Raw genomic sequence first — 21,410 nt, 5'->3', positions numbered from 1 at the left:
TCCCGGATGCGCCGCTGCCGGAACTGACGCTCCGAATCCATGTACGAATCCTGGCGGAGCCGCTACACTATTCGATAGCCGAGATGGTCGACGCGGCGAATCGCGTCTACGCGCAGGCCGGCATTTGCGTGGAGGTCTGCTCCGAGGCCACGCTTGATGTGCCTGAGCTCGACGTGATTGCCGTCGGGCAATGTGATCCGGAGGATCTCACTCCCGATCAGATACGGCTTTTCGACGAGCGCGAAGGAGTTCCGGCGAGTGAGGTGGTGATCTATTTCGTGAAACGGACCTTCCGTCCGGTGAACGGGTGTGCGGCGCACCCCGAGGATGCGCCGGGTGCGCTCGTTACCCGCACCGCCACGAGGTGGACACTCGCGCACGAACTTGGGCATATCCTGGGACTCGGACATGTAGATGACAGTCGGAGGCTCATGATTGGCTCGGGGACTGCAAGGATCACCCGATTCCCTCCGCAGCTCGTCCCTGCGGAGGTCGGGGTCATCCGCGGGAGCCCGCTTCTTTGTGAGGAGATGAGCAGATGACAGCGATCCGGAAGCAGCTTCTCGAAATATTCGCGGGCGACGAGCCCGACTACGAGCGTGCTGCGGCCATGGGACCTTCGGCTCTGCCCGTTCTCCGTAAGATGGTCGGGGAGAACTCGGATCTCGCTGCACAGGCGGTATGCGTCGCCGGGCTTCAGGGTTCGCGCGATGCGCTTGAGATCATCGCGATCGTCGCCCGCAGCGACGACGCTGATTTGCGCACCTCCGCCGCGGGGGCGCTCGGGGACTTCGCGGTGAGCTGCAAGTCGAGCGATGATCTCGACAGCGCGTTCGAGTTGCTCACGCCGCTGCTCGACGATCCGAGTCCGACCGTTCGCCGCTTTGCCCAGCGCGCGGCTGCGGCGTTCCCGGACGGCGCACATCACCACGCAGGGCGGAACGCCGGCTCCTGACCGGTAGACGCCATCCAGCGCTGCCTCCGAGCGGCCGGTCCCACGCGGGGCCGGCCGCTCGCGCGCAATGGCCGCGCCGGAGCCGATCTTGCAGCGATTCGCGCGTCGGTACCGGCGGCGGAGGGCGGCGATGTTTCCATTCGAGACGGAGATCGCGGGGCGCTACCACGACCGCCACGACGCGGGGCGGACGCTCGCGCGGCTGCTGATGGACCACGCGGGCGCGCGCGACGTGCTCGTCCTGGCGCTCCCCCGCGGCGGGGTGCCGGTGGGGTACGAGGTGGCGCGCGCGCTGGGCGCCCCGCTCGACATCTTCCTGGTCCGCAAGCTGGGCGTCCCGGGCCACGAGGAGCTGGCGATGGGCGCCATCGCGTCCGGCGGCGTGCGCGTGCTGAACCCGCGCGTGGTCGACCAGCTCGGCATCCCCCGGAGCGCCATCGACCGCGTGGCCGAGCGCGAGCAGGCGGAGCTGGAGCGCCGCGAGCGCGCCTACCGCGGCGACCGCCCGGCGCCCCGCGTGGAGGGGTGCGACGTGATCCTGGTGGACGACGGCCTGGCCACGGGCTCCACCATGCGCGCGGCCGCCGCGGCGCTGAAGGCCATGCGCCCGCGGCGCCTCGTCGTGGCCGTCCCCGTGGCCGCGGCGGAGACGTGCGACGAGCTGCGCGCGGAGGTCGACGCGGTGGTGTGCGCGCTGACGCCGGAGCCGTTCTACGCGGTGGGGCTGTGGTACGAGGACTTCTCGCAGACCACGGACGAGGAGGTGCGCGAGCTCCTCGCCGCGGCGCAGGAGGGGTGATGGACACCGACCGGGAGACGCTCGTCCGCGTGCCGGGGGGCGGGGTGGCGCTGGAGGGGAACCTCGCCGTGCCGGAGGGCGCGCACGGCGTGGTGCTGTTCGCGCACGGCAGCGGGAGCAGCCGCCACAGCTCGCGCAACCGCTACGTGGCCGCCGAGCTGCGCCGCGCGGGCCTCGGCACGCTGCTGATCGACCTGCTGACAGGGGACGAGGAGGCGGTGGACATCCGCACGCGCCACCTCCGCTTCGACATCGGGCTGCTGGCGGAGCGGCTGGTGGGCGCGACGGACTGGCTGGCCGAGCAGACGGAGACGCGCGGACTCCCCGTCGGCCTGTTCGGCGCGAGCACGGGCGGCGGCGCGGCGCTCGTGGCGGCGGCGGAGCGGCCGGAGCGCGTCGGCGCGGTGGTGTCGCGTGGCGGGCGGCCGGACCTGGCGGGCGAGGCGCTGCCGCGGGTGCGCGCGCCCACGCTGCTGATCGTCGGCGGCGACGACCTCCCCGTGATCGGCCTCAACCGCGCGGCGTTCGCGGCGCTGCGGTGCACCAAGGAGATGGAGATCGTCCCCGGCGCCACGCACCTGTTCGAGGAGCCCGGCGCCCTGGAGCGCGTGGCCGAGCTCGCCGCGGGATGGTTCACGCACTACCTGGGAGATGGGCATCCCTCGCACTTCGAGTCACCCGCTGCCGAATCCCGCTTCCGCGCGTAGGATCGTTGCGCCGCCAATCTCCATCTCCCTACCGAAGGCACGATTGCTGCCCCCGTGCGGCCGCATGCGATATGCGTTCAGGCTGATCTCCATGGCGATGCTGCCGCTGGCGGGGTGCGGCGGCGGGCAGAGCGGCGTCACCATCCGCGGCGACTTCGCGGACTCGGCGCGCGCGCCGGCGTCGGTGTTCGCGGTGGAGGCGGAGCGCGAGGCGGAGGTGAAGCACGGCGCGTTCGTGCTGCGCGACCTCTCCGCCGGGCCGGTGACGCTGCGGCTGGTGCGCGGCGGCGACACGGTCGGCGTCCTCGCGCTCGGCAGCCTCCCGGCGGGCACCTCGGTCGATCTCCAGCGGCTCGCGGTCGATCCCGCGACGCACCTCGCCTTTCCGCGGACGATCGATGCCGGCGGGGCCGGGCTGGTGATGGCCAACGGCGTGCGCATCGCCGATGACGCGCGCATCCCCGCCGAGGTGGACACACCCGGCGTCGTCCTCGCCGTTTCCCCCGAGCACGACGCGCTCCTGTTCCGCCCGGACGACGGCGCGCTCCCCGACCTGCGCGTGGTCATCGGCCTGGCGACGGAGGCGGCGACGCAGGACGGCGATCCGGTGGAGATCGGGCGCGTGGCGCGCGGCGACTCGCTGCGCGTGCAGGGTCGCGCCGACCACGGCTTCGTCGTCGCGTCGAAGCTGATCGTGCCGCGCAGGACCGCGGTCGCGCCGCCGACAGAGGCTGTCGCGGAGCCCGCGGCGGGGACGGAGGCGCGCGCGGCCGCATCGCCGCCGTCTCCTCCACCGGCGCCGGTCGTGGCGCCGGTGCGGCGGGTCGTCGAGCCGCGGATCGAGGAGCGCGGGCGCGGGCGGGGCGGCGGGCACGGGCGAGGGAGGGGGAAGAAGGGATTCTTCTGACGCGAAGACTCGCCCGCCGTCACGGCGGGCGTTATTTTTCGCTGCCGATCCCACCCGTCTCCATCATCCGTCCCGGCTTCGCAGTGCCCAACCCCTCCACGCGCAAACGCAGCAAGGGCCGCCGTCCGGACCCGCGCCGCCCCGATTCCGGCGCCGCCGCGGCGCCGAAGAGGCCGCCGTTCCGCCCGCTGCAGGCGGTGCTCACCGCCGCGCCGTGGAAGGTGGCGCTCGGGCTGGCGCTGCTGCACCTGGTGCTCGCGCTGGTCGCCTTCAACCCGACCCCGCACGTCGGCGGCGACAACGCGGCGTACGTCTCGCTCGCCCGGTCGCTGGTCGAGCGCCACGCCTACCTGGAGCTGTGGGATCCGGCGGCGCGCCCGCACACGCAGTATCCCCCCGTCTGGCCGGCTATCATCGCCGCGATGTCGCTGGTGGGGCTGAAGGGGTGGATCGCGGTGAAGTCCGCTGTCCTCGCCTTCTCCACCCTCTGCATCGGCCTCTCCTACCTCTGGCTGCGGCGCACGTCGACGCCGCAGATCGCGCTGGTCGCTGCGCTGGTGCTGGCGATCAGCCCGGGCGTGCTGGAGCAGTCGCACTGGGAGCTGTCGGACGTGCCGGCGTGGGCGTTCACCATGCTGGCGTTGTGGGCGTCGACGCACCTCGTGGGCGCGCCGGAGGCGGAGGGGGAGGAAGGGCGAGAGCTGCACCACGGGCGCTGGCTGGCGGTGCTGGTGATCTTCACCGTGCTGGGCAACTTCACGCGCGCCGCCGGGCTCCCGCTCGTGGTCGCCGCGGCGGGATGGTTCGCGTGGCGGCGCAAGTGGCGCGACCTGGGGATGCTGCTGGCCGTCTTCCTCCCGCTGGCGATCGCCTGGTGGATCCGCGGGCGGATCTACGGCGCGCCGGGGTATCTCAGCCACCTCTGGGCGGTCGATCCCTATCGCCCCGCGCTGGGCAACATCGGCCCGGGCGGCATGCTGCGGCGCATCGCCACCAACCTGATGCGCTACGAGGGGATGCACCTTCCCATCCTGCTCACCTGGAACGGGGTGAACCGGTACATCCTGGGCGGCGCGGTGATGGTGCTGGCGGCGGCCGGATGGGGGCGGCGGATGTCGAAGCCCGCGCTGGCCGAGTTCTGGGTGCCGATCTACGTCGCCCTGCTGCTGGTCTGGCCCTCGACGTGGACGGGCGAGCGCTTCGTCCTTCCCATCCTCCCGCTGATCCTCTGCTACGCGGCCGAGGCGGTGCGCGACGGCGTGGCGGCGCTGGGGCGGCCGAAGCTGGCGGTGGCGGCGCCCGCGCTGGCCGCGGCGCTGCTCTTCATCTTCACCATCCCCGGACTGGCGCGGGTGGAGCAGGTCGGGTACACCTGCAGCAAGGCGTACCGCCAGGGCGAGAAGTTCCGCTGCATGAGCGAGGAGTACCGCGACTACTTCACGGTGGCGGAATTGACGCGCGGCAAGCTCCCCCCGGGCTCGGCGGTGCTGTCGCGCAAGCCGACGCTCTTCTACGTCACCGCCGGCTATCCCGGGCGAGTCTATCCGCTCAGCGCGCGACCGGACACCTTCTTCATGGCCGCGCACGACGCCGGCGCGCGCTACGTGGTGTTCGACCGCATCCGCGACCTGGCGCCGCTCTATCTCCACCCCATCCTGCTGGCGGAGCGCGACAAGTTCTGCGTGATCAAGGGGTTGGCCGCGCCCAACGCCGCCGTGCTGCGCATGGAGGAGATGGCGCCGCGCCGCGTCGGCGTGGCCAAGAATTCGTTCCGCCTCTGCGACACGCCACAGCGCCCACCGGGGTCCGCGCCGCGGCCGCCTCCCGCTCCACCCCCCGCGCCCGCGGGATAGCCGCGGCGCGCACCCTGCGTATGTCCTTGGTTGATACAGCCTTGGACACGCAGCGGCGGAGGCGGGGTGGCGGATCGGGACGTCGAAGAGGCCCTCGACGAGCGGCTCGAGGAGATCGAGGATTCGATCGGCGACGAGCCGACGGACGCGGCGGCGGAGATGGAGTCCGCCGCCGCGCCCCGCCGTTTCTCCACCCGGCGCCGCCTCGTCGCGTGGGGGATGCTGGGGGTCTTCGCGCTTGCCCTCGCGTACCCGTTCTTCGTCTCCCCGCGCGTCCGCTACGTCTTCAGCAGCGTGCCGCAGATCCGCGCGCGCGACGTGGCCCGCGCGCCGCGCACCACCATCCCCCCCGAAGCGCTGGCCGCCGCGCAGGACATCGTGCGCAAGGAGGTGCGGCGCAGCGGCTTTCCCGGCGCCGCGCTGGCCGTCGGCGAGCGCGGCCGCGTCCTGGTGGAGACGGGGATGGGGCGCACCCGCTGGGGCCGCCTGGCGCCGCCCGTCGACGCGGACGAGACGCTGTACGATCTTGCCTCGCTGACCAAGGTCGTCGGCACCACCGCGGCGGTGATGGCGCTGGTGGACGACGGGAAGATGTCGCTCGACGACCGCGTGTCGAAGTACCTCCCGCACTTCACCGGCGGCGGGCGCGAGAAGGTCACCATCCGCCATCTCCTCACCCACACCGCCGGGCTTCCCGCCGCCGTGCCCGTGGCCGACGAGGGGAACGCGGGCGACCGGCTGTTCGACCTCGTCGCCCACGTGGAGCTGATCTCCGAGCCCGGCGACGACGTGCTGTACTCCGACGTCGGCTTCGTCATCCTCGGCCTTGCCGCCGCCAACGCCGCGCACCGCCCGCTCGGCGCGTACGTGCGCGACCGCGTGTGGCGGCCGCTGGGGATGCTGAAGACGCGCTTCGAGCCCGGCCTAGGGTGCTCCGTCTGCGCGCCCACGCTGACGCTGGAGGACGGGACTCCGTTCGCGGGGCGCACCAACGACCCGTTCTCGCGCGAGCTGGGGGGGATCACGGGGAACGCGGGGCTGTTCTCCACCGGGCACGACGTGGCGCGCTTCGCGGCGATGATGGCCAACGGCGGCGCGCTGGACGGCGTGAGGATCTTCCGGGAGAGCACGGTGCGCGCGTTCATGACGGTGCAGCCGGGCGCGGGGCTGCGCGCGCTGGGGTGGGAGGCGTTCTGCCGCGAGGGGACCCAGCCGGACCACAAGCCGTGCAAGACGCCGCCGTACGCCATCGGCCACACCGGCTACACGGGAACGTCGATCTGGATCGACCCGCGGCGGGGGATCTGGGTGGTGCTGCTCTCCAACCGCACCTACCTGCCGAAGGCGCCCAACCACATCCGCAAGGTGCGCCGCCAGCTCTTCAACGTGGTGACCGGCAACGCCCCCATCCCCGTCGGCGCCGAGACGGACACCAGCGCCGAGCGGCGGTAAAAAACAGAAAGTCTCACGCAGAGTCAGCAGGGTCAGCAGAGAACTGCAGCGGTTTCTCTGCTGACTCTGCTAACCCTGCGTGAGATCAAGTCTTTTACTCGTTTGACCCGGCGGAATCCGCCGGATGCTTCATCGCCAGGGGCGGCTCGCCTTCGACGACGCGGGGGATGAGGCGCGGCGGCTCGCCGGGGCGCCAGAGCGGGACGCGGTGGACCACGCGGTACGCCAGCGGCCCGCCGTCCGGGCGCTCGCTGCGCTCGATGGGGCGGGGGATGCACACGAACTCCGTCTCCAGCTCGCCCGCGCTGGCGCGCACCGTCGCGTAGCCGTGGCCGCCCAGGTCCACGAAGGAGAGATGCGGCGCTACCTCCGGGTTGCTTCGCGCCAGCGCCTGCCCCACATCGCCCGTCTCGTGCAGCGCCAGCGCGGAGCGGACGCCGTGCAGCGCGGCCAGGTTCATCGCCGGTGCCACCGTGCCGTCGGGGCGGTCGTGGAGATACAGTGCCCGCAGCGGGTCGTCTTTCGGCAGCGAGTACTCGGCGGCCTCGAAGATCCCCGAGGCGGAGATGGAGCCGGTGATGAACTCCACCCCCAGCGGCTCGAACGGCTTCGGCGGCAGGTCGGCCGAGACGGTGCCCGCCCAGAACGAGTGCCGGTCGCCCGCCACCACCGCGAACCCGGTGATCCGCTCGTCGCGCACCACGTCCAGGATCTCGGCGCGCTCCACGAAGTAGCTGCCGCTGAACAGCGCGTAGCCCTCGCCCGGCCAGCGCGGGCCGGCGCCGTTGGGGAGGTTCTGGAAGTCGCTGCGCCACACCAGCGTGCCGAACGAGTGGCCCCAGATCTTCCACACCGCCTCCGAGCGCCTCAGCCGGTCCAGGAACCACGCCTTCTGCTCGCGCCCCAGGAACGACTGCGGCGGCGCATCGCGGCGCAGGTTGGGAACGTCGCGGCCATCCCAGCGGATGGTCGCCGGCGGGTGGCCGCCCGCGTACGCCCGGCCGGAATCGAGGATCTCCACCGCGTTGTCCGGCTCCACCCAGTGGAACTCGCGCCGGGTGAACGCGCTCGTATCCGGCGGCTGCGCGGCGTACGAGCGGTTGTCGGTGATGATCAGGTCGACGTTCCGGCCCCAGCGGAAGGAGCGGTAGATCTCCAGGCTCCTGATCGCCGCCAGGTTGTCGGGCTCCAGCCCCAGCCCGTGGTCGTCGAAGCTCCGCAGCGGCACGTCGCGCACGGGTGGCGCGGAAAAGCGGTCGCGCGCGGGGTCGCCCGGCTTGCGGATGCGCGCGGGCTGGAACTCGAACCACGCCTGGTTCGCCGCCACCTTCCTGGTCTGCGCCGGCCGCGTCTGCCCGCCGAACACCTGCTGGCTCTGCCATCCCTGCCACGAGAACTCGTGGTTGTCCCACACGGGAACGAAGGGCCAGCGCGCCCGCGCGTCCTGCAGGTCGGGGTCGAGGAGGTAGGCGCGGTAGGTGGTGCGGTAGTCCTCCAGCGTGGTGGGAACGTGCAGGTCGGCGATCTTCTCGCCGTTCGGCAGCCGGTACAGCCCGCGGATGCGGCGCGCGTACCGCCGCGCCCGGTCCTCCGGGTACCACACGACCTCGTAGATGAAGTCGCCCAGGTGCAGCACGAAGCCGAGCCGCTCCTCCGGCGGCCGGCGCTCGTCCTCGAAGATCATGCGGCGATAGGCGTTGCACGCGCCCTCGGTCACGCTCTGGCAGCTGACGAAGGCGAAGCGCACCGGCCGCGGATCGTCGTCCGCCGGCGCGGTCAGCGTGCGGCCGGGGCGGCTCCCGCTCCCGTGCTCGTCGGTGAAGCGGTACCAGTACTCGCGTCCGGGATGGAGCCCGGCGGCCAGGAAGCGGCAGGTCCAGTCGGTATCGGCGCTCACCTCCGCCGTCCCGCGGGCCACCACGCGCGCGAACCGCGGGTCCTCCGCCACCTCCACCGTCAGCCGCGACGCGGTGGACTCGGCCGCGGGCGGGCGCCGCGTCCACAGGATCACGCTGTCGGGGTGCGGGTCGCCCGACGCCACGCCCTGCGGATACAGGTCGCGCCGCTCGCGCCACCGTGGGGAATGCGGCTGGGCCTCGAGGTCGCCCAGCGCCAGCCCGGCGCCGAGCGCGGCGGCCGTGGCCGCCAGGAACTCCCTGCGACTGATCCCGGTCATGGGAGTGAGATAGGGTTCGGGACGAGAGTATGGTGGGGTTTTGCTGGAAGGTAGCGGCTGATCGATGATCCGGGAATTCGCCGATGGTCCAAACCCCGACCCCACACCGACGTCATCCTGAGGCCGGTCAAACCGTAATCAGTGATTGCACAATAAGATGCAGGCCGAAGGATCTATGGCCGGCCCCATCACGCCGTCCGACAAACGCGCAGAATACAGGTCCGGGTATGATACCGGATTCCAGGATCAACTGTGCATTGGACGAAGGAATGTCATTCCGAAGGCGCTGCGCCGCCCTGTCCTCCGTGCCAAAGCCGTGGCGCCTGAGGAATCTGTGGCCGGCTCCCGAGCTACAGGCCGCCTGTCGCTCGGACGCATGCCACAGATTCCTCGGGCGCCGCCTGGCATCAGCGCGATTGGAGGTTCGGAGCAGCGGCGCCGCTCGGAATGACATCTGATCGGAATGCACAATCAATTACGGCAGCCGGTATGATGACTCGGGATGACGTCAGCGGGATCGGCCCGCCGACAATGATCTAGCTCTGATGCTGTCGATAGATCTCCACCGACTTCTCCGAGACGATCTTCCAATCCCCGTCTTCCGCCCGCAGGAGCAGCTCCTGGCGCATGGAGCCCCACCAGCGCCGGCCGTTGCCGGAGAAGTCCCACTCCTTGTCCACCAGCACGCGGGCGAGGTCGGGCCGCAGCAGGATGGCCGCCTGCCGGTTCAGCGTGATCTTGCGCGTCGACCAGGCCCGCATCGTCTCCGCCACCTTGCGGCGCACGAAGCCGCGGCTGGCGTTCGGCTCGTCGTAGTAGTCGACCGTGCCGGCGTAGTGGCTCATCATCCGGTCCAGGTCGCCCGCCGACCACGCGGCGTGCAGGTCGATCACCACGCGCTGCACCGCCGCGGCGTCCATCACCTCGGCCATCGTGTCGGCCGGCGCCGTGTCGGGCGATGCGGCGCGCGGCGTGTCGGCCACGCGCGAGGGGACCGCAGTGGCGGCCTGTCCCTCGAGCGCCAGGAACTTGTCGTGGAGCTGCGCGATGGCGCCGGTGTCCGCGGCCGCCGCGGCGCCGTCCCCGCGCGCACCCCGCTGCCGCGCCGTCCAGACCGCGACGGCGAGGAGCAGAAGGACGAGGGGGATGCCCCAGATCGCGGGAGACCAGGGCCGCCCCGGCCGCACCGGCGAGGGGATCGACACCGGCTCGTCCGACACCGGCTCCGGCGGCACGGGCGGGGGGACGGAGATGGGCGGCGCGGACGCCGGCGCCGCGCGCATAGCGTCGATGGGAGGCGCGGCGGTGACGGTGTGGTCGTCGGGGACGTGCAGGAGCGTCGCGTCGTCGGCCTGCGCCAGCGCATCGGCGAAGGCGGCCGCGTCGGGATGGCGCGCCGCCGGGTCCAGCCGCAGCGCCCGGGCGATCACCGCGCGCAGCGGCGCGGGGACGGCGGACCAGCGCGGGGTGTCGGCCAGCGGCACCTCCTCGCCCGCGCGGATGCGCTTGCGCTCGCTCTCCGAGTACGGCCGGTCGCCGGTCAGCAGCTCGTAGCCGATCAGCCCCAGCTGGTACACGTCGCTCGCGGGGGTCACGACGCCATCCGGGTCCATCGCCTCGGGCGAGGCGTACGCCGGCGAGTGGGGGAGCTGCCCGGCGGTGGTCAGCGTCAGCGCGTCGTCGCCCTCGGCCTCCAGCGGCTTGGCGATGCCGAAGTCCAGCACGCGCACGTAGTCCAGCCGCCCGTCCTCGCCCACCAGGAAGACGTTGGCCGGCTTCACGTCGCGGTGCACGATCCCCTCGCGGTGGCCGGCCGACAGCCCGCGCGCCGCCTCGCGCAGGATGCGCACGGCCTCGGACGCGGGAACGCCGCCCGCCGCCAGCGCCTGCTTCAGGTCGCGCCCGCGCAGCCGCTCCATCACGATGAAGTCCAGGTCCAGCTCGGGGTCGGTCCCGTAGTCGTAGACCTGCACCACGTTGGGGTGATGGGCGATGCGCGCCGCCGACGCCGCCTCGCGCCGGAAGCGCTCGCGCAGGTTGTCGCGCATCTCGTCGCTCTCGGCGGGAAGCGCCACCACCTTCACCGCCACGGGACGGCCGAGCACGCGGTCGATGCCTTCGTACACGACGCTCATCCCGCCCGCGCCCAGCACGCCGAGCAGCTCGTAGCGCCCGGCCAGCGTGCGTCCCACCAGCGCCCGCTCGAACGGCTGCCTCATGCGGCTCCCGTGGATGCCTCCGCCGGCTCGGACGGCGCGGCGCCGCGCAGCTCCAGCACCATCTGCTTCACCGCGCCCAGGTGATACGCCGCGTGCGCAACGGCGCCCAGCACGCCGGCGAAGGCCAGGAAGTCGAGCTCTCCCGCCTCGCCGAGCGCGCGGCGGAACGACGCGTACTCCTGGCGGATGCCGGCGCGCAGCTCGGCCCAGGTGGCGTCGTCCACCTCGCGCACGGCCCAGCTCTGCCCCCAGTCGAACGGCCCGCGCTCGCCCGCCACCCAGCGCCGCGACACCTCCAGGCTGAAGCGCAGGTGCCCCGCGTGCGCCGCCACCGTGCTGCGCCCCGGGTGCGGCGGCCGCGACGCCTCTTCCGCGGACAGCGCGTCGAGCGTGGGTAAGAAGCCCGCGTCGGCGGCGTTGTTCACGAACCAGGTGCCGCGCGGGTCCTGCGGCCCCTCGTAGGCCTCCGCCAGCACCATCCCCACCGCCTTCATCACCATCTCGCGCGGCAGCGTCTCCATCCCCGTCCTCCGTCAGGTGGGTCCCGTCGCTGGAAGGTCGGGCAAGCCATGTGCCCCGTCTCCATGGAGATGTCATCTCCATCATCGGGAGCTATCTTCCCGCGTACACTTCACACTGGGATGAGATGACAACGAAGGACAAGGCGATCTTCCAGGACGCGCGCGGGCGGAGCTGGCTGGTGGAGATCCTCTACGGCCACCCGGCGCCCACGGAGCTCGGCGTCTTCGCCGCGCGCTTCCGCTGCCCCGAGGATGACGCCGAGCCCGTGCGCCTGGGATTCGTGGAGATGGACGCCGTCGCGAACGACGACCTCGAGCTGCTGCTGGAGGCGCTGGACCGCAGCGACCCGGCGGAAGCGATCGGATGAGCAGTCTACGATGCCTCAACGCAGTAGATGCTGATGCTCTGCTGCAACCTGCTTGGTGCTCTCTGGGCGAAGGGCGCCGCCCCTACCAACATCATGGCGACCACACCTGAAGCACATGGACCACTTGTATCGAAGAAACAAGGTGTGGCGCTCTGCGCCTGAATTGGTTTGCTATGCATTGATTCCGACGGGAACAATAATTCGCGTGAATCAGGACGACTTGGTAAATTGGCCCCTCGGGTTCCTGTCAACGTAGAACACTGAACGAAGCCAATCCGATGCCCGACTTCGAAACCGTCAAGAGTATCGCGTCCGTGGCTACCCCGTTTACGAATGCGATAGTAGAAACGTGGCTCAAGCCGGCACTAATCAAATTGCTCGCGAAGTATCGTACTGACCGAGAATTGATCCAGAATAGCTTTGCCTCGAAGTTTCAAGACTACTTGGATCGCGCCTACGAGCGTCACTCTTATCTTAATGTCTTAGTGTTTCAGAATCAGCGAAAGCTTTTGGAGGAGTTGTACATTCCGATGCGGATTCAACGGGATCGTATGCGGGAAGCGTATCTAATTGATGACTACCCGCCGGAACTGCTTGAGCGACATTCACGAGTGCTTATCCGGGATACCGCTGGCATGGGTAAGTCTACGATGCTGAAGTTTTTGTTCCTTGCGACAGTCCGGAGGAATATAGGAATACCTGTTTTTGTTGAACTACGGAAACTTTCCAGCCAGGTGGATTTGATCGAGTTTGTTATTACCGAACTCTCTCCAGTCGGCGAGACTGTTGATCGGAATTTTGTCATCGAGCTACTTACTCGCGGCCATTTTATTTTCTTTTTAGATGGGTATGATGAGGTGCCGCTTGCGGAGCGTGAGCCTGTAACACATAGTCTTCAGCAGTTTATTGCGAAACTGCCTGATAACTTCTTTGTAATGGCGTCGAGACCAGAAGCTGCGCTCGCTACCTTCTCCGATTTTGTTGGATTTGATGTACTTCCCTTATTGCGAGAAGAGGCATTCGCATTAATTCGCAAGTATGATACTTCAGGTGAGATCTCGTCGCGACTAATTGCGGCGTTGCAAGAACCTCATCTCGAGTCTGTTAGTGATTTTTTGGAAAACCCTCTCCTTGTCTCGTTACTGTTTAAATCATACGAGTATAAACCTCGTATTCCGTTTAAGAAACATATTTTCTATCGCCAAGTATTTGATGCCCTATTCGAAACACACGATCTTACGAAGCCCGGTGCCTTCATTCGAGAAAAGCACTCAGGTTTAGACATAGAGGAGTTTCACCGTGTTCTTAGATCGTTTTCGTTCTTAACTGTTAAGTTACGGAAAGTGGCGTACTCTCGTGACGAGATAGTTCGAGTGTTAACCGAAGCGGCGAAGTATTCGCAGGGAATTAAATTCCGTAGCTCGGATTTCCTGCAGGATCTCCTTACGACCGTTCCTTTGTTCGTGAGAGATGGGAGCGAATATCGGTGGTCGCACAAATCGCTCCAGGAGTATTTCGCAGCCTGCTTTATTTGCTTGGATGCAAAAGAAAGGGAAGGAGAGATATTGCGTAAGATGATTTCTGACGATAGTGGGAGATATCTGACCGTGTTGGACCTATGCTATGATTTAGATTTTCCGTCGTTTAGGGCGAACATTATTTATCCGCTGGCCAAGCAGTTTGTTTCGCATATCAACTCAGTATACTGTGGCGAATACGGCTCCGTGTCTTATAATGCGATTGCAATACGTAAAACTATGACATTTCATCGCTCGATCGTCTTCGGCCCTCATGACATACTGAAGGCAAGTGTAGAGGAGATTTCGTCGCGTTCAGGGGTGCCGCTTCCACCTAAGTACCAACCACTTTATGGATCCGAACTCTCAAAGAAGGTATTCGTATTTTCTTACGGATCGCACTCAGAAGCAGAGTTGTTCGATCTGCTAAGGACGAAAGGTAATGAAATTTTTTGCGCATATGATTGGACGTCGGAGGAGGACGTGAGTGCCGTAATGGCAGTCGAACCTGTAGTGCGAGGCATTGGCAAGCCGGTTCTTCTTACTGACGATCCGATAGCTCCCTTCAATTCTCCGGAACTGTTTTCACATGTGAACACGCTGATTCGAGGGCTTGATGTCGGCATTTGGTTCGATCCGCTTGCTTGTCAAAACATCGTTTTTGAGTTTGAAAGTGAAGGCTCGTTAGAGGATTCGAATATAGATCTGCTCAGTGGGCTGTGATCGCTCACGCTATATATCGTGAGATCAGGCGCGCGCCGGCGTTTGTGGTTATCTTGTGGCTATGAAGTCCCCCCGCTCCGCCGTCGACCTCTTCCTCACGCCCGTTGCCGCCGAGCGCATCCGCCGCGAGATCGCGCGGGCGCGCGGCAACGAGGTGTGCTTCGTCTGCAAGGTGGGCGAGGACGGGACCGTCGACGAGCCGCGCACCATCGCGCGCGGCCACGCGTCCGCCGTGCTCGCGCTCATCCGCGAGAAGGAGATCCCGCAGCCGGGGCTGCTGCTCCACAATCACCCGTCAGGGGTCCTGGAGCCGAGCGAGGCCGACCTCCACGTCGCCGCGCGGATCTTCGAGCAGGGGCTGGGCTTCGCCATTACCGACAACGACGCGAGCGAGCTGTACGTCGTGGTCGAGCCGCCCGAGGCGGGCGACCTCCAGCCGATCGACGCCGACGCGGTCGCGGACCAGCTGGGGCCGGGCGGGCCGCTCTCCATCGGCCACCCGCGCTACGAGGACCGGCCGCAGCAGCGCGACTTCGCCCGCATGATCGCCGGGCTGTACAACGACGGCGGCGTGGGGATCGCCGAGGCGGGGACGGGGACGGGGAAGTCGGTCGCCTACCTCCTGCCGGCCATCCACTGGGCGCTGCAGAACCGCGAGCGCACGGTCGTCTCCACCAACACCATCAACCTGCAGGAGCAGCTGGTCGACAAGGACCTGCCGCTGCTGCGCCGCGCGCTGGGCCAGCCGTTCAAGTACGCGCTGGTGAAGGGGCGCGCCAACTACGTCTCCATCCGCCGCGCGCTCCTGGCCAAGGCGAACGCGTCGTCGCTCTTCGACCCGCAGAAGACGGCGGAGCTGCAGGGGATCGTGGAGTGGCTGCAGACCACCAAGGACGGCTCGCTCTCCGACCTCTCCTTCCGCCCGTCGGCCGAGGTGTGGGACGAGGTGGCCAGCGAGACCGACGTCTGCCTGCGCGTGAAGTGCCCGCACTTCGAGGACTGCTTCTACCAGCGTGCGCGCCGCGAGGCCTCGGCCGCGGACGTGCTGGTCGTCAACCACCACCTGCTGTTCAGCGACCTGGCCGTGCGGCGGACGCTGGGGAACTACACCGCGCCGGCCGTGCTCCCGTCGTACCGCCGCCTGGTTCTGGACGAGGCGCACAACCTGGAGGAGGCGGCCACCAGCCACCTGGGCGCGCGCATCACGCGGCGCGGGCTGTTCCGCATCCTCCGGCGGCTGGAGAACCGCGGCAAGGGGCTGATCCCCGCGTTCGCCTCGGCGCTGAAGGCGGTGCGCAACGACCTGATCGCGCGCTCGGCGCTGGACGTGATCGAGCACCGCATCTATCCCGCATTGGATGGGGCGCGCGAGCGGGCGGCCACCGTCTTCTCCTTCCTCAACGATCTGTTCACGGGCGGGGGAGAGGAGACGATCCGGCTGGAGGACACCTTCGTCTCCCACCCCATCTGGACGCTGGGGCTGGACGACGCGCTCACCGGCGTGCTCGACCACCTCAAGAGCCTGCGCGAGGCGATGGAGCTGCTGCGCGAGCGCGTCTCGGTGGACGAGGAGATGCAGCGCCAGCTCGAGGCCCAGCTCGTCGAGCTGCGTGGGGCGACGAACCGCGTCGACGCGGCGGGCGACGCGCTGCGCCAGGCGCTCCGGCCGGGCGAGGACGCGATCAAGATGGTGCGGTGGATCGAGCGCCAGCCCGAGCGCGAGGGGCGTGAGGGGAACCTGACGCTGAACGCCGCGCCGCTGGACCTGGCCGACGTGCTGCGCGAGTCGGTGTTCGAGCAGGTGCCCACCGTCGTCCTCACCTCCGCCACCCTGGCGACGCAGGGGAACTTCCGCTTCGTCCGCCAGCGGCTGGGCCTGGGCTACCCGTTCGCCGACGAGCACCGGGTGGACGAGGCCATCTATCCGTCGCCGTTCGACTTCGAGCGGCAGTCGCTCCTGGCCGTGCCCACCGACCTGCCGCTCCCCGCCGGCGACCGCGATCCGCGCCACGACGAGGCCACGGTGCGCGCGACCATCGAGCACGCGCGGATCAGCGACGGCGGGCTGTTCGTGCTCTTCACCAGCTACCGCGCGCTGCGGCACGTCGCGAACGAGCTGCGGCAGCGGCGGGTGGACGAGGAGTGGCCGCTGTTCGTGCACGGCGAGGCGCCGCGCGCGCAGCTGGTGGAGCGCTTCGCCGCGTCGGGGCGGGGGATCCTGCTGGGGACCACGAGCTTCTGGGAGGGGGTGGACGTGCCCGGGCAGCCGCTGCGCGGGCTGGTGATCCCCAAGCTGCCGTTCAAGGTGCCCAGCGAGCCGGTGACGGCGGCGCGCATCGAGGCCATCGAGCTGGCGGGCGGCAACTCGTTCTGGAGCTACATGCTCCCGCACGCCGCCATCCGCCTCAAGCAGGGGTTCGGGCGATTGATCCGCAGCCGCGAGGACCACGGCGTGGTGCTGGTGCTGGACGGGCGGATCGCCCGCAAGAGCTACGGGCGCTACTTTCTCGACTCGCTTCCCGACGCGCCGCTGGTGAAGGGCCCGTGGCAGACGGTGAAGGCGGCGATGCTGCGCTTCTACGGCGACCGCCAGGAGCGCCGCATCGCGGGCTAGGCAGCCCGATCAAGGTGCGCGGAGCAGGTGAATTGGGGAACCCGGTACGATCCGGATGCAGGGGTGGTCAGGCCTGTGTCGCAGGGACGCCAAATGCTGCTACGTACATCGGGATTTCGGAAACGCCGTCGATCTCCAGGAACTGCTGGACCTCGGTTTCACGAGACGCGCCGGTCGTGAACGGTGCCAGTCCCAGTGCGGTGCATGCCAGGTGGAAGGTCTGGCCGAGGTGTCCCGCATCGAGGTGGATGACCCGATACGCATGCGGCTGCCGGTACTTCCATGCGCTCCTCTGCACGACGGCGGTCATGAAGCACACCGCTGCTGCGTCGGCTACCCACTGCTGCCCGGCACACAGCCTCGCTGCCTCGTCGGCGAAGAAGCCAGACCGCAATTGGCTCAGGGCATGGCAGCGGACGGAGTAGTGGTAAAGGCCCGGTTCCACGCCGTTTACCCGCAGGACCAGAGGATATACCTCCACCGGGTGGCGCGCTCCACCGGACGGGCTCGTCTTCACCACGTATTCGCCAAACACCGGGTCGTGCAACACCTGCGACCGTCCCCACGTCCACAGCAGCACCCGCGCGAAGTCGTCGAGCGACACCGCGTCTCCTGAAAAAGACCGGCGTGTGCGTCGCTGGCGCAGTACATCCCAGAAGCCTCCAAGGTCATCGTCTTGGGTGCCGGGAAGTTGCAGCCCGGGCGCGCCGTAATCCTTGTATACCGGTGGCGGCGGCACGGCCGAGGCGAGCTCGGCCAGCAACTCGGCCTCTTTACGGAGGTCCTCGTGAAAGACGATGTTCTGAGCGGAGTAGTGAAAGAACGCGGCTGCCCTTCCCCAAGGCCAGCGTTCCTCCACCGCGAGGTCCTGCAGTTCGAGGTCACTTCCCTTGCAAACCAGCACGTTGGCAGCGGCCAGTTCTGCGACGAGCTCCGCGGCGCCGGGAATCCCCAGACGCTCGGCGATCTCGGCGGAACTGGCATAGCCGTCGAGCCCGTGGAGCAGGTGAGCCACTAACGGCGGCACGGCAACGCGGCGATGGCTGAGATAGTTCTCGAGCAGGAACTCGCCCGCGTCCCAGTGCGCGACCAACGCGTGTGCGCGCCGGAGACGCTCCCCTGCGCCTCCGGCATGTTCCGGTAGCCCGCTCACACGCAGCAGGTGTTGCCGCGATAGCGGTATCCCGCCACGTCCAGCACGGCGACCGCCCGGTCCTTCACGTGGAAGCTGATCCGCGCCGGCTTGCGAGGATCCTTCTCGTTCCAGGCGTTCAGGATGGCGTTGTACTGGTCTTCGGTGAGCTCGACGCGGATCTGCTGCTCCTCCGCGTACTTCTTGATGAGCTTCGAAGCTTCGTCATGGGCGTGGTGATCGGCAGTTTCGGCCATCGGAACCTCCGGGAGGTGTGGGATGAAGAAAGTGACGCAGGACGATCGATCTGGCCCTGCATTCCATCAACAGTTGTGCCGATTCGCGGCAAAGCACGCACGATGTTGCCTTGCAAACGCTTACGACGAGTGGCACAAAGAAGTGGGTAATGCTTCGGGGACGTCGCGTCCCACTCGTGTGGGGCAGCCCTTCCCCATGCAAAGTCGGAAACGAAGCGGCCGTCGCCAGATCGCGTCCCATCGCCGCCGTCGTCGGATGCTGCTAGACTTCCGATATGCGGTAACGCGCTGGTGCGGGGGGAACAAAACCGCGCCTCCGGTTTCTTGTGCGCGTCCCCGCGCGCGAGTCGGACGCCGCTTCGGCGAGCGCCCGCCGCGCGCACCGTCGTTGCGGCCGCGCCGGCGCCGGTAGTCCGCGAAGGCGGACTTCGTGTAGTTGTAGCCGCGACTTCAGTCGCATTGTCGTCGCGATTGGTCGGGACGTACCAGGAAACCCTCTCACCCGCCGGAAGCCGTTGGATCTCCCGCGCCCGTCCAAGATCGTCTGCGTCGGCAGGAACTACCTGGAGCACGCGCGCGAGCTGGGGAACGAGCTTCCCGAGCGTCCGCTGATCTTCCTCAAGCCACCCTCGTCGCTGGTGGGGGATGGCGAGGCCATCGTCCTGCCGCCGGAGAGCGAGCGGGTGGAGCACGAGGGCGAGATCGCGGTGGTGATCGGCCGCCGCGCGCGCCACGTCTCCGCCGCCGACGCGTGGGATTTCGTCGCGGGGTTCGCGCCGCTGAACGACGTGACCGCGCGCGACCTGCAGAAGACCGACGGCCAGTGGACGCGGGCGAAGGGGTTCGACACCTTCTGCGCGCTGGGTCCCATCGCCGTGCTGGACGGCATCGACCGCGACGGGCTGGAGGTGGTCTGCCGCGTGAACGGCGAGGTCCGCCAGCACGGCCGCGTGGGCGAGATGGCGTTCTCCATCCCCCAATTGATCGCGTACATTTCGGGGGTGATGACGCTGGAGCCGGGCGACGTGATCGCCACGGGCACCCCGGCGGGCGTGGGCCCGCTGCGCGACGGCGACGTGGTGGAGGTCGAGGTCCCCGGCGTGGGGACGGTCCGCAACCCCGTGAAGGACGCATGACGCAGTACCGACGCCGCTGGCTGGCCCTGGCGCTGTTCGCCGTGGTGGCCGCCGACTGGTTCACCAAGTTCCTCGTGCAGAACCACATCCAGCTCTACGGCCAGCGCGCCGTGATCGAGGGATGGGTGTGGCTGGCGCACGCCCGCAACCCGGGGATCGCCTTCTCCTTCCTGCGCGACCTTCCCGAGTACATCCGCCTGCCGATCCTGGTGGCCGCGGCGTCGGTCGGGATCGCGGTGGCCGCGCGCATCGCCCTTCGCACGCGCGACGGGCTGGTCCGGTTGGCGGCGGTGCTGATCATGGCCGGCGCGCTGGGGAACCTGGGCGACCGGGTGCTGAACGGGTGGGTGACGGACTTCATCCAGGTGCGCTGGTTCCCGTTCATCTTCAACGTCGCGGACGTGGCCATCACCTTCGGCGCCATCCTGCTGGCCGCGCGGATGATCTTCACCGAGCCGCAGCACGGCCCGCCCGCGCCGGCGCAGGTGCAGAACTGAGAAAAGAAAGTCCTGAGTCCTAAGTCCTAAGTGCTTGCGATTGTAAAGATCGCGCATGCCCGCTCGGTCCTCAGCACTCAGCACTCAGCACTTAGGACTTAGGACTTAGGACTTTCCTCCTTCCCGACCGGTCCGGTTCCCGATGCCCGATCTCGCCCGCCGCTTCCGCGACCTGCCGCCGTACCCGCTGACCGACGTCCCGGGGATCAAGCGCGATCTGCGCGCGCGGGGGGTCGACGTGATCGACCTGGGCACGGGCGACGCCGACCTGGCGCCGCCGCCCGCCGCGGTGCAGGCGCTGCAGCAGGCCGCGTGCGATCCCAACAACTCGCGCTATCCCTTCCAGCTGGGCCTCGTCCCCTTCCGCGAGGAGATCGCGCGGTGGATGGGGACGCGCTTCGGGCTCGATGTCGACCCGATGGGGGAGATCGCGCTGCTGATCGGGAGCAAGGAGGGGATCTACCATCTCCCCTTCGCGTTCCTGGAGCCGGGTGACGCCACCATCATCCCCGATCCGGGCTACCAGGCGTACGTCGGCGGAACCGTCCTCGCGGGCGGCCAGCCGCACCTGGTGCCGCTTCGCCCCGAGAACGACTTCCTCGTCCCCTTCTGGGAGCTGCCGGAGGAGGTCGTGCGCCGCACGCGCATCCTCTACCTCAACTATCCCAACAACCCCACCGCCGCCTGCGCGCCGCGCGAGTACCTGGAGCGCGCGGTGGCCTGGTGCCGCGAACACGACGTGATCCTGTCGTACGACAACGCCTACAGCGAGATCGCGTACGACGGCTACCGCCCGCCCTCGGTGCTGGAGATCCCGGGCGCGAAGGAGGTGGCGATCGAGTTCCACTCGCTGTCGAAGACCTACAACATGACCGGGTGGCGGATCGGCTGGGCGGTGGGGAACCCCGACCTCGTGGCCGCCGTCACGCGGGTGAAGACGTTCGCCGACACCGGCGTGTCGCTCAGCATCCAGCACGCGGCGATGGCGGCGCTGCGCTCGCACGCCGAGTGGGTGCCGCAGAACGTGGCCACCTTCCAGCGCCGCCGCGACGCCGCGTGGGAGGCGTTCCGCGCTGCCGGGTTCGACCTTCCGAAGCCCGCGGCCAGCATGTACCTGTGGGTGCCGCTCCCCGCCGGCGTGGAAAGCGAGCCGTGGGCGCGGCGGCTGCTGCTGGAGCAGGGCGTGGCCGTGCTCCCCGGCAAGTCCCTTGGCGCCGGTGGCGAGGGCTTCTTCCGCGTCGCCCTCACGCAGACCGAGGCGCGGCTGCAGGAAGGCGCCGAGCGCATCGCCAGGATGGTGTGATCGGCCGACGCGAACAGAAGGGCTCACGCAGAGGCCGCAGAGGGCGCAGAGGAACCGATACCGATCCTCTGCGCCCTCTGCGGCCTCTGCGTGAGATCAAGTCTCTTCGTCCCGCCCACTCAGCACTCAGCACTTTGCGACGGTGACGCGATTTGCGTTGTAAGTGCTTGGTTAAGCCTGTTTCCGCGCCGGAACCGAAGTCCCAGGGGGGAGTAGAAGGTTGGCGATGAGTCCCTCCACCCTGACCCCGCCGCCGGTGGTTCCCGCCGAACTG

Annotated in this window: 18 protein-coding genes; 12 read left to right on the top strand and 6 right to left on the bottom strand. The window is 68.5% G+C overall.

The window, feature by feature from the left end:
* Positions 1–62: 62 nt before the first annotated feature.
* Complete coding sequence (locus VF092_30175) at positions 63–392, bottom strand: hypothetical protein (protein ID HEX6751599.1); 330 nt, start codon at positions 390–392, stop codon at positions 63–65.
* Between the two features lie 146 nt (positions 393–538).
* Here VF092_30175 and VF092_30170 point away from each other — a divergent pair, with 146 nt between their 5' ends.
* The 6 genes from VF092_30170 to VF092_30145 all read left to right on the top strand — a co-directional run bounded on the left by VF092_30170 (position 539) and on the right by VF092_30145 (position 6,673).
* A complete protein-coding gene (locus VF092_30170) occupies positions 539–955 on the top strand; it encodes a HEAT repeat domain-containing protein (GenBank protein ID HEX6751598.1) in 417 nt (138 codons plus the stop codon).
* Positions 956–1,085: 130 nt separating this feature from the next.
* Positions 1,086–1,754: a phosphoribosyltransferase gene (locus VF092_30165; protein HEX6751597.1), complete on the top strand. Its 669-nt coding sequence runs from the start codon at positions 1,086–1,088 to the stop codon at positions 1,752–1,754.
* A complete protein-coding gene (locus VF092_30160; GenBank protein ID HEX6751596.1) occupies positions 1,754–2,461 on the top strand; it encodes a dienelactone hydrolase family protein in 708 nt (235 codons plus the stop codon). Before VF092_30165 ends, VF092_30160 begins: the two co-directional genes overlap by 1 nt.
* 91 nt (positions 2,462–2,552) lie before the next feature.
* A complete protein-coding gene (locus VF092_30155) occupies positions 2,553–3,368 on the top strand; it encodes a hypothetical protein (protein HEX6751595.1) in 816 nt (271 codons plus the stop codon).
* An 83-nt stretch (positions 3,369–3,451) separates the two neighbouring features.
* Complete coding sequence (locus tag VF092_30150; GenBank protein HEX6751594.1) at positions 3,452–5,221, top strand: hypothetical protein; 1,770 nt, start codon at positions 3,452–3,454, stop codon at positions 5,219–5,221.
* Between the two features lie 66 nt (positions 5,222–5,287).
* Positions 5,288–6,673, top strand: coding sequence for a serine hydrolase domain-containing protein (locus VF092_30145; GenBank protein HEX6751593.1), 1,386 nt, complete (start codon positions 5,288–5,290; stop codon positions 6,671–6,673).
* A 94-nt stretch (positions 6,674–6,767) separates the two neighbouring features.
* Here the strand turns inward: VF092_30145 and VF092_30140 are convergent, their stop codons facing one another.
* From VF092_30140 to VF092_30130, 3 genes are all read right to left on the bottom strand, one after another.
* Positions 6,768–8,849 carry an alkaline phosphatase D family protein gene (locus VF092_30140; protein HEX6751592.1) on the bottom strand — a complete coding sequence of 694 codons (2,082 nt, stop codon included), beginning with the start codon at positions 8,847–8,849 and terminating at the stop codon, positions 6,768–6,770.
* Positions 8,850–9,385: 536 nt separating this feature from the next.
* Positions 9,386–11,068: a serine/threonine-protein kinase gene (locus VF092_30135; protein ID HEX6751591.1), complete on the bottom strand. Its 1,683-nt coding sequence runs from the start codon at positions 11,066–11,068 to the stop codon at positions 9,386–9,388.
* The gene (locus VF092_30130) at positions 11,065–11,589 is read right to left on the bottom strand and encodes a DinB family protein (protein HEX6751590.1); all 525 of its coding nucleotides are present in this window, start codon (positions 11,587–11,589) and stop codon (positions 11,065–11,067) included. The genes VF092_30135 and VF092_30130 overlap by 4 nt, the downstream gene beginning before the upstream one ends.
* A 125-nt stretch (positions 11,590–11,714) precedes the next feature.
* Here VF092_30130 and VF092_30125 point away from each other — a divergent pair, with 125 nt between their 5' ends.
* From VF092_30125 to VF092_30115, 3 genes are all read left to right on the top strand, one after another.
* A complete protein-coding gene (locus VF092_30125; GenBank protein HEX6751589.1) occupies positions 11,715–11,957 on the top strand; it encodes a hypothetical protein in 243 nt (80 codons plus the stop codon).
* 278 nt (positions 11,958–12,235) lie between these two features.
* Positions 12,236–14,197 (top strand): NACHT domain-containing protein, encoded by a 1,962-nt coding sequence (locus VF092_30120; GenBank protein ID HEX6751588.1) that lies wholly within the window; start codon positions 12,236–12,238, stop codon positions 14,195–14,197.
* A gap of 61 nt (positions 14,198–14,258) precedes the next feature.
* Positions 14,259–16,811, top strand: coding sequence for a helicase C-terminal domain-containing protein (locus VF092_30115; protein HEX6751587.1), 2,553 nt, complete (start codon positions 14,259–14,261; stop codon positions 16,809–16,811).
* 67 nt (positions 16,812–16,878) lie between these two features.
* Here the strand turns inward: VF092_30115 and VF092_30110 are convergent, their stop codons facing one another.
* Together VF092_30110 and VF092_30105 are read right to left on the bottom strand one after the other, a co-directional pair.
* Positions 16,879–17,904 carry a SagB/ThcOx family dehydrogenase gene (locus tag VF092_30110; protein HEX6751586.1) on the bottom strand — a complete coding sequence of 342 codons (1,026 nt, stop codon included), beginning with the start codon at positions 17,902–17,904 and terminating at the stop codon, positions 16,879–16,881.
* 56 nt (positions 17,905–17,960) lie between these two features.
* Positions 17,961–18,200, bottom strand: a complete 240-nt coding sequence (locus VF092_30105) for a hypothetical protein (GenBank protein HEX6751585.1) — start codon at positions 18,198–18,200, stop codon at positions 17,961–17,963.
* A 515-nt stretch (positions 18,201–18,715) separates the two neighbouring features.
* Here VF092_30105 and VF092_30100 point away from each other — a divergent pair.
* The 3 genes from VF092_30100 to VF092_30090 all read left to right on the top strand — a co-directional run bounded on the left by VF092_30100 (position 18,716) and on the right by VF092_30090 (position 21,136).
* Positions 18,716–19,336: a fumarylacetoacetate hydrolase family protein gene (locus VF092_30100; protein ID HEX6751584.1), complete on the top strand. Its 621-nt coding sequence runs from the start codon at positions 18,716–18,718 to the stop codon at positions 19,334–19,336.
* Positions 19,333–19,833, top strand: a complete 501-nt coding sequence (gene lspA / locus VF092_30095; GenBank protein ID HEX6751583.1) for a signal peptidase II — start codon at positions 19,333–19,335, stop codon at positions 19,831–19,833. Before VF092_30100 ends, lspA begins: the two co-directional genes overlap by 4 nt.
* 142 nt (positions 19,834–19,975) lie before the next feature.
* Positions 19,976–21,136, top strand: a complete 1,161-nt coding sequence (locus VF092_30090; GenBank protein ID HEX6751582.1) for an aminotransferase class I/II-fold pyridoxal phosphate-dependent enzyme — start codon at positions 19,976–19,978, stop codon at positions 21,134–21,136.
* Positions 21,137–21,410 lie beyond the last annotated feature (274 nt).

This window comes from Longimicrobium sp. (assembly GCA_036377595.1).
Lineage (GTDB): Bacteria > Gemmatimonadota > Gemmatimonadetes > Longimicrobiales > Longimicrobiaceae > Longimicrobium.
Note: the sequence above shows the minus strand (reverse complement) of the source record. Positions and strands in the feature narration are given on the sequence as shown.

What these genes read in the sequence shown, in the direction of transcription:
- VF092_30175 (HEX6751599.1), bottom strand. Translation starts at nt 392, where the DNA reads ATGCCCAAGTTCGTGCGCGAGTGTCCACCTCGTGGCGGTGCGGGTAAC.
- VF092_30170 (HEX6751598.1), top strand. Translation starts at nt 539, where the DNA reads ATGACAGCGATCCGGAAGCAGCTTCTCGAAATATTCGCGGGCGACGAG.
- VF092_30165 (HEX6751597.1), top strand. Translation starts at nt 1,086, where the DNA reads ATGTTTCCATTCGAGACGGAGATCGCGGGGCGCTACCACGACCGCCAC.
- VF092_30160 (HEX6751596.1), top strand. Translation starts at nt 1,754, where the DNA reads ATGGACACCGACCGGGAGACGCTCGTCCGCGTGCCGGGGGGCGGGGTG.
- VF092_30155 (HEX6751595.1), top strand. Translation starts at nt 2,553, where the DNA reads ATGGCGATGCTGCCGCTGGCGGGGTGCGGCGGCGGGCAGAGCGGCGTC.
- VF092_30140 (HEX6751592.1), bottom strand. Translation starts at nt 8,849, where the DNA reads ATGACCGGGATCAGTCGCAGGGAGTTCCTGGCGGCCACGGCCGCCGCG.
- VF092_30135 (HEX6751591.1), bottom strand. Translation starts at nt 11,068, where the DNA reads ATGAGGCAGCCGTTCGAGCGGGCGCTGGTGGGACGCACGCTGGCCGGG.
- VF092_30130 (HEX6751590.1), bottom strand. Translation starts at nt 11,589, where the DNA reads ATGGAGACGCTGCCGCGCGAGATGGTGATGAAGGCGGTGGGGATGGTG.
- VF092_30125 (HEX6751589.1), top strand. Translation starts at nt 11,715, where the DNA reads ATGACAACGAAGGACAAGGCGATCTTCCAGGACGCGCGCGGGCGGAGC.
- VF092_30120 (HEX6751588.1), top strand. Translation starts at nt 12,236, where the DNA reads ATGCCCGACTTCGAAACCGTCAAGAGTATCGCGTCCGTGGCTACCCCG.
- VF092_30115 (HEX6751587.1), top strand. Translation starts at nt 14,259, where the DNA reads ATGAAGTCCCCCCGCTCCGCCGTCGACCTCTTCCTCACGCCCGTTGCC.
- VF092_30105 (HEX6751585.1), bottom strand. Translation starts at nt 18,200, where the DNA reads ATGGCCGAAACTGCCGATCACCACGCCCATGACGAAGCTTCGAAGCTC.
- lspA (HEX6751583.1), top strand. Translation starts at nt 19,333, where the DNA reads ATGACGCAGTACCGACGCCGCTGGCTGGCCCTGGCGCTGTTCGCCGTG.
- VF092_30090 (HEX6751582.1), top strand. Translation starts at nt 19,976, where the DNA reads ATGCCCGATCTCGCCCGCCGCTTCCGCGACCTGCCGCCGTACCCGCTG.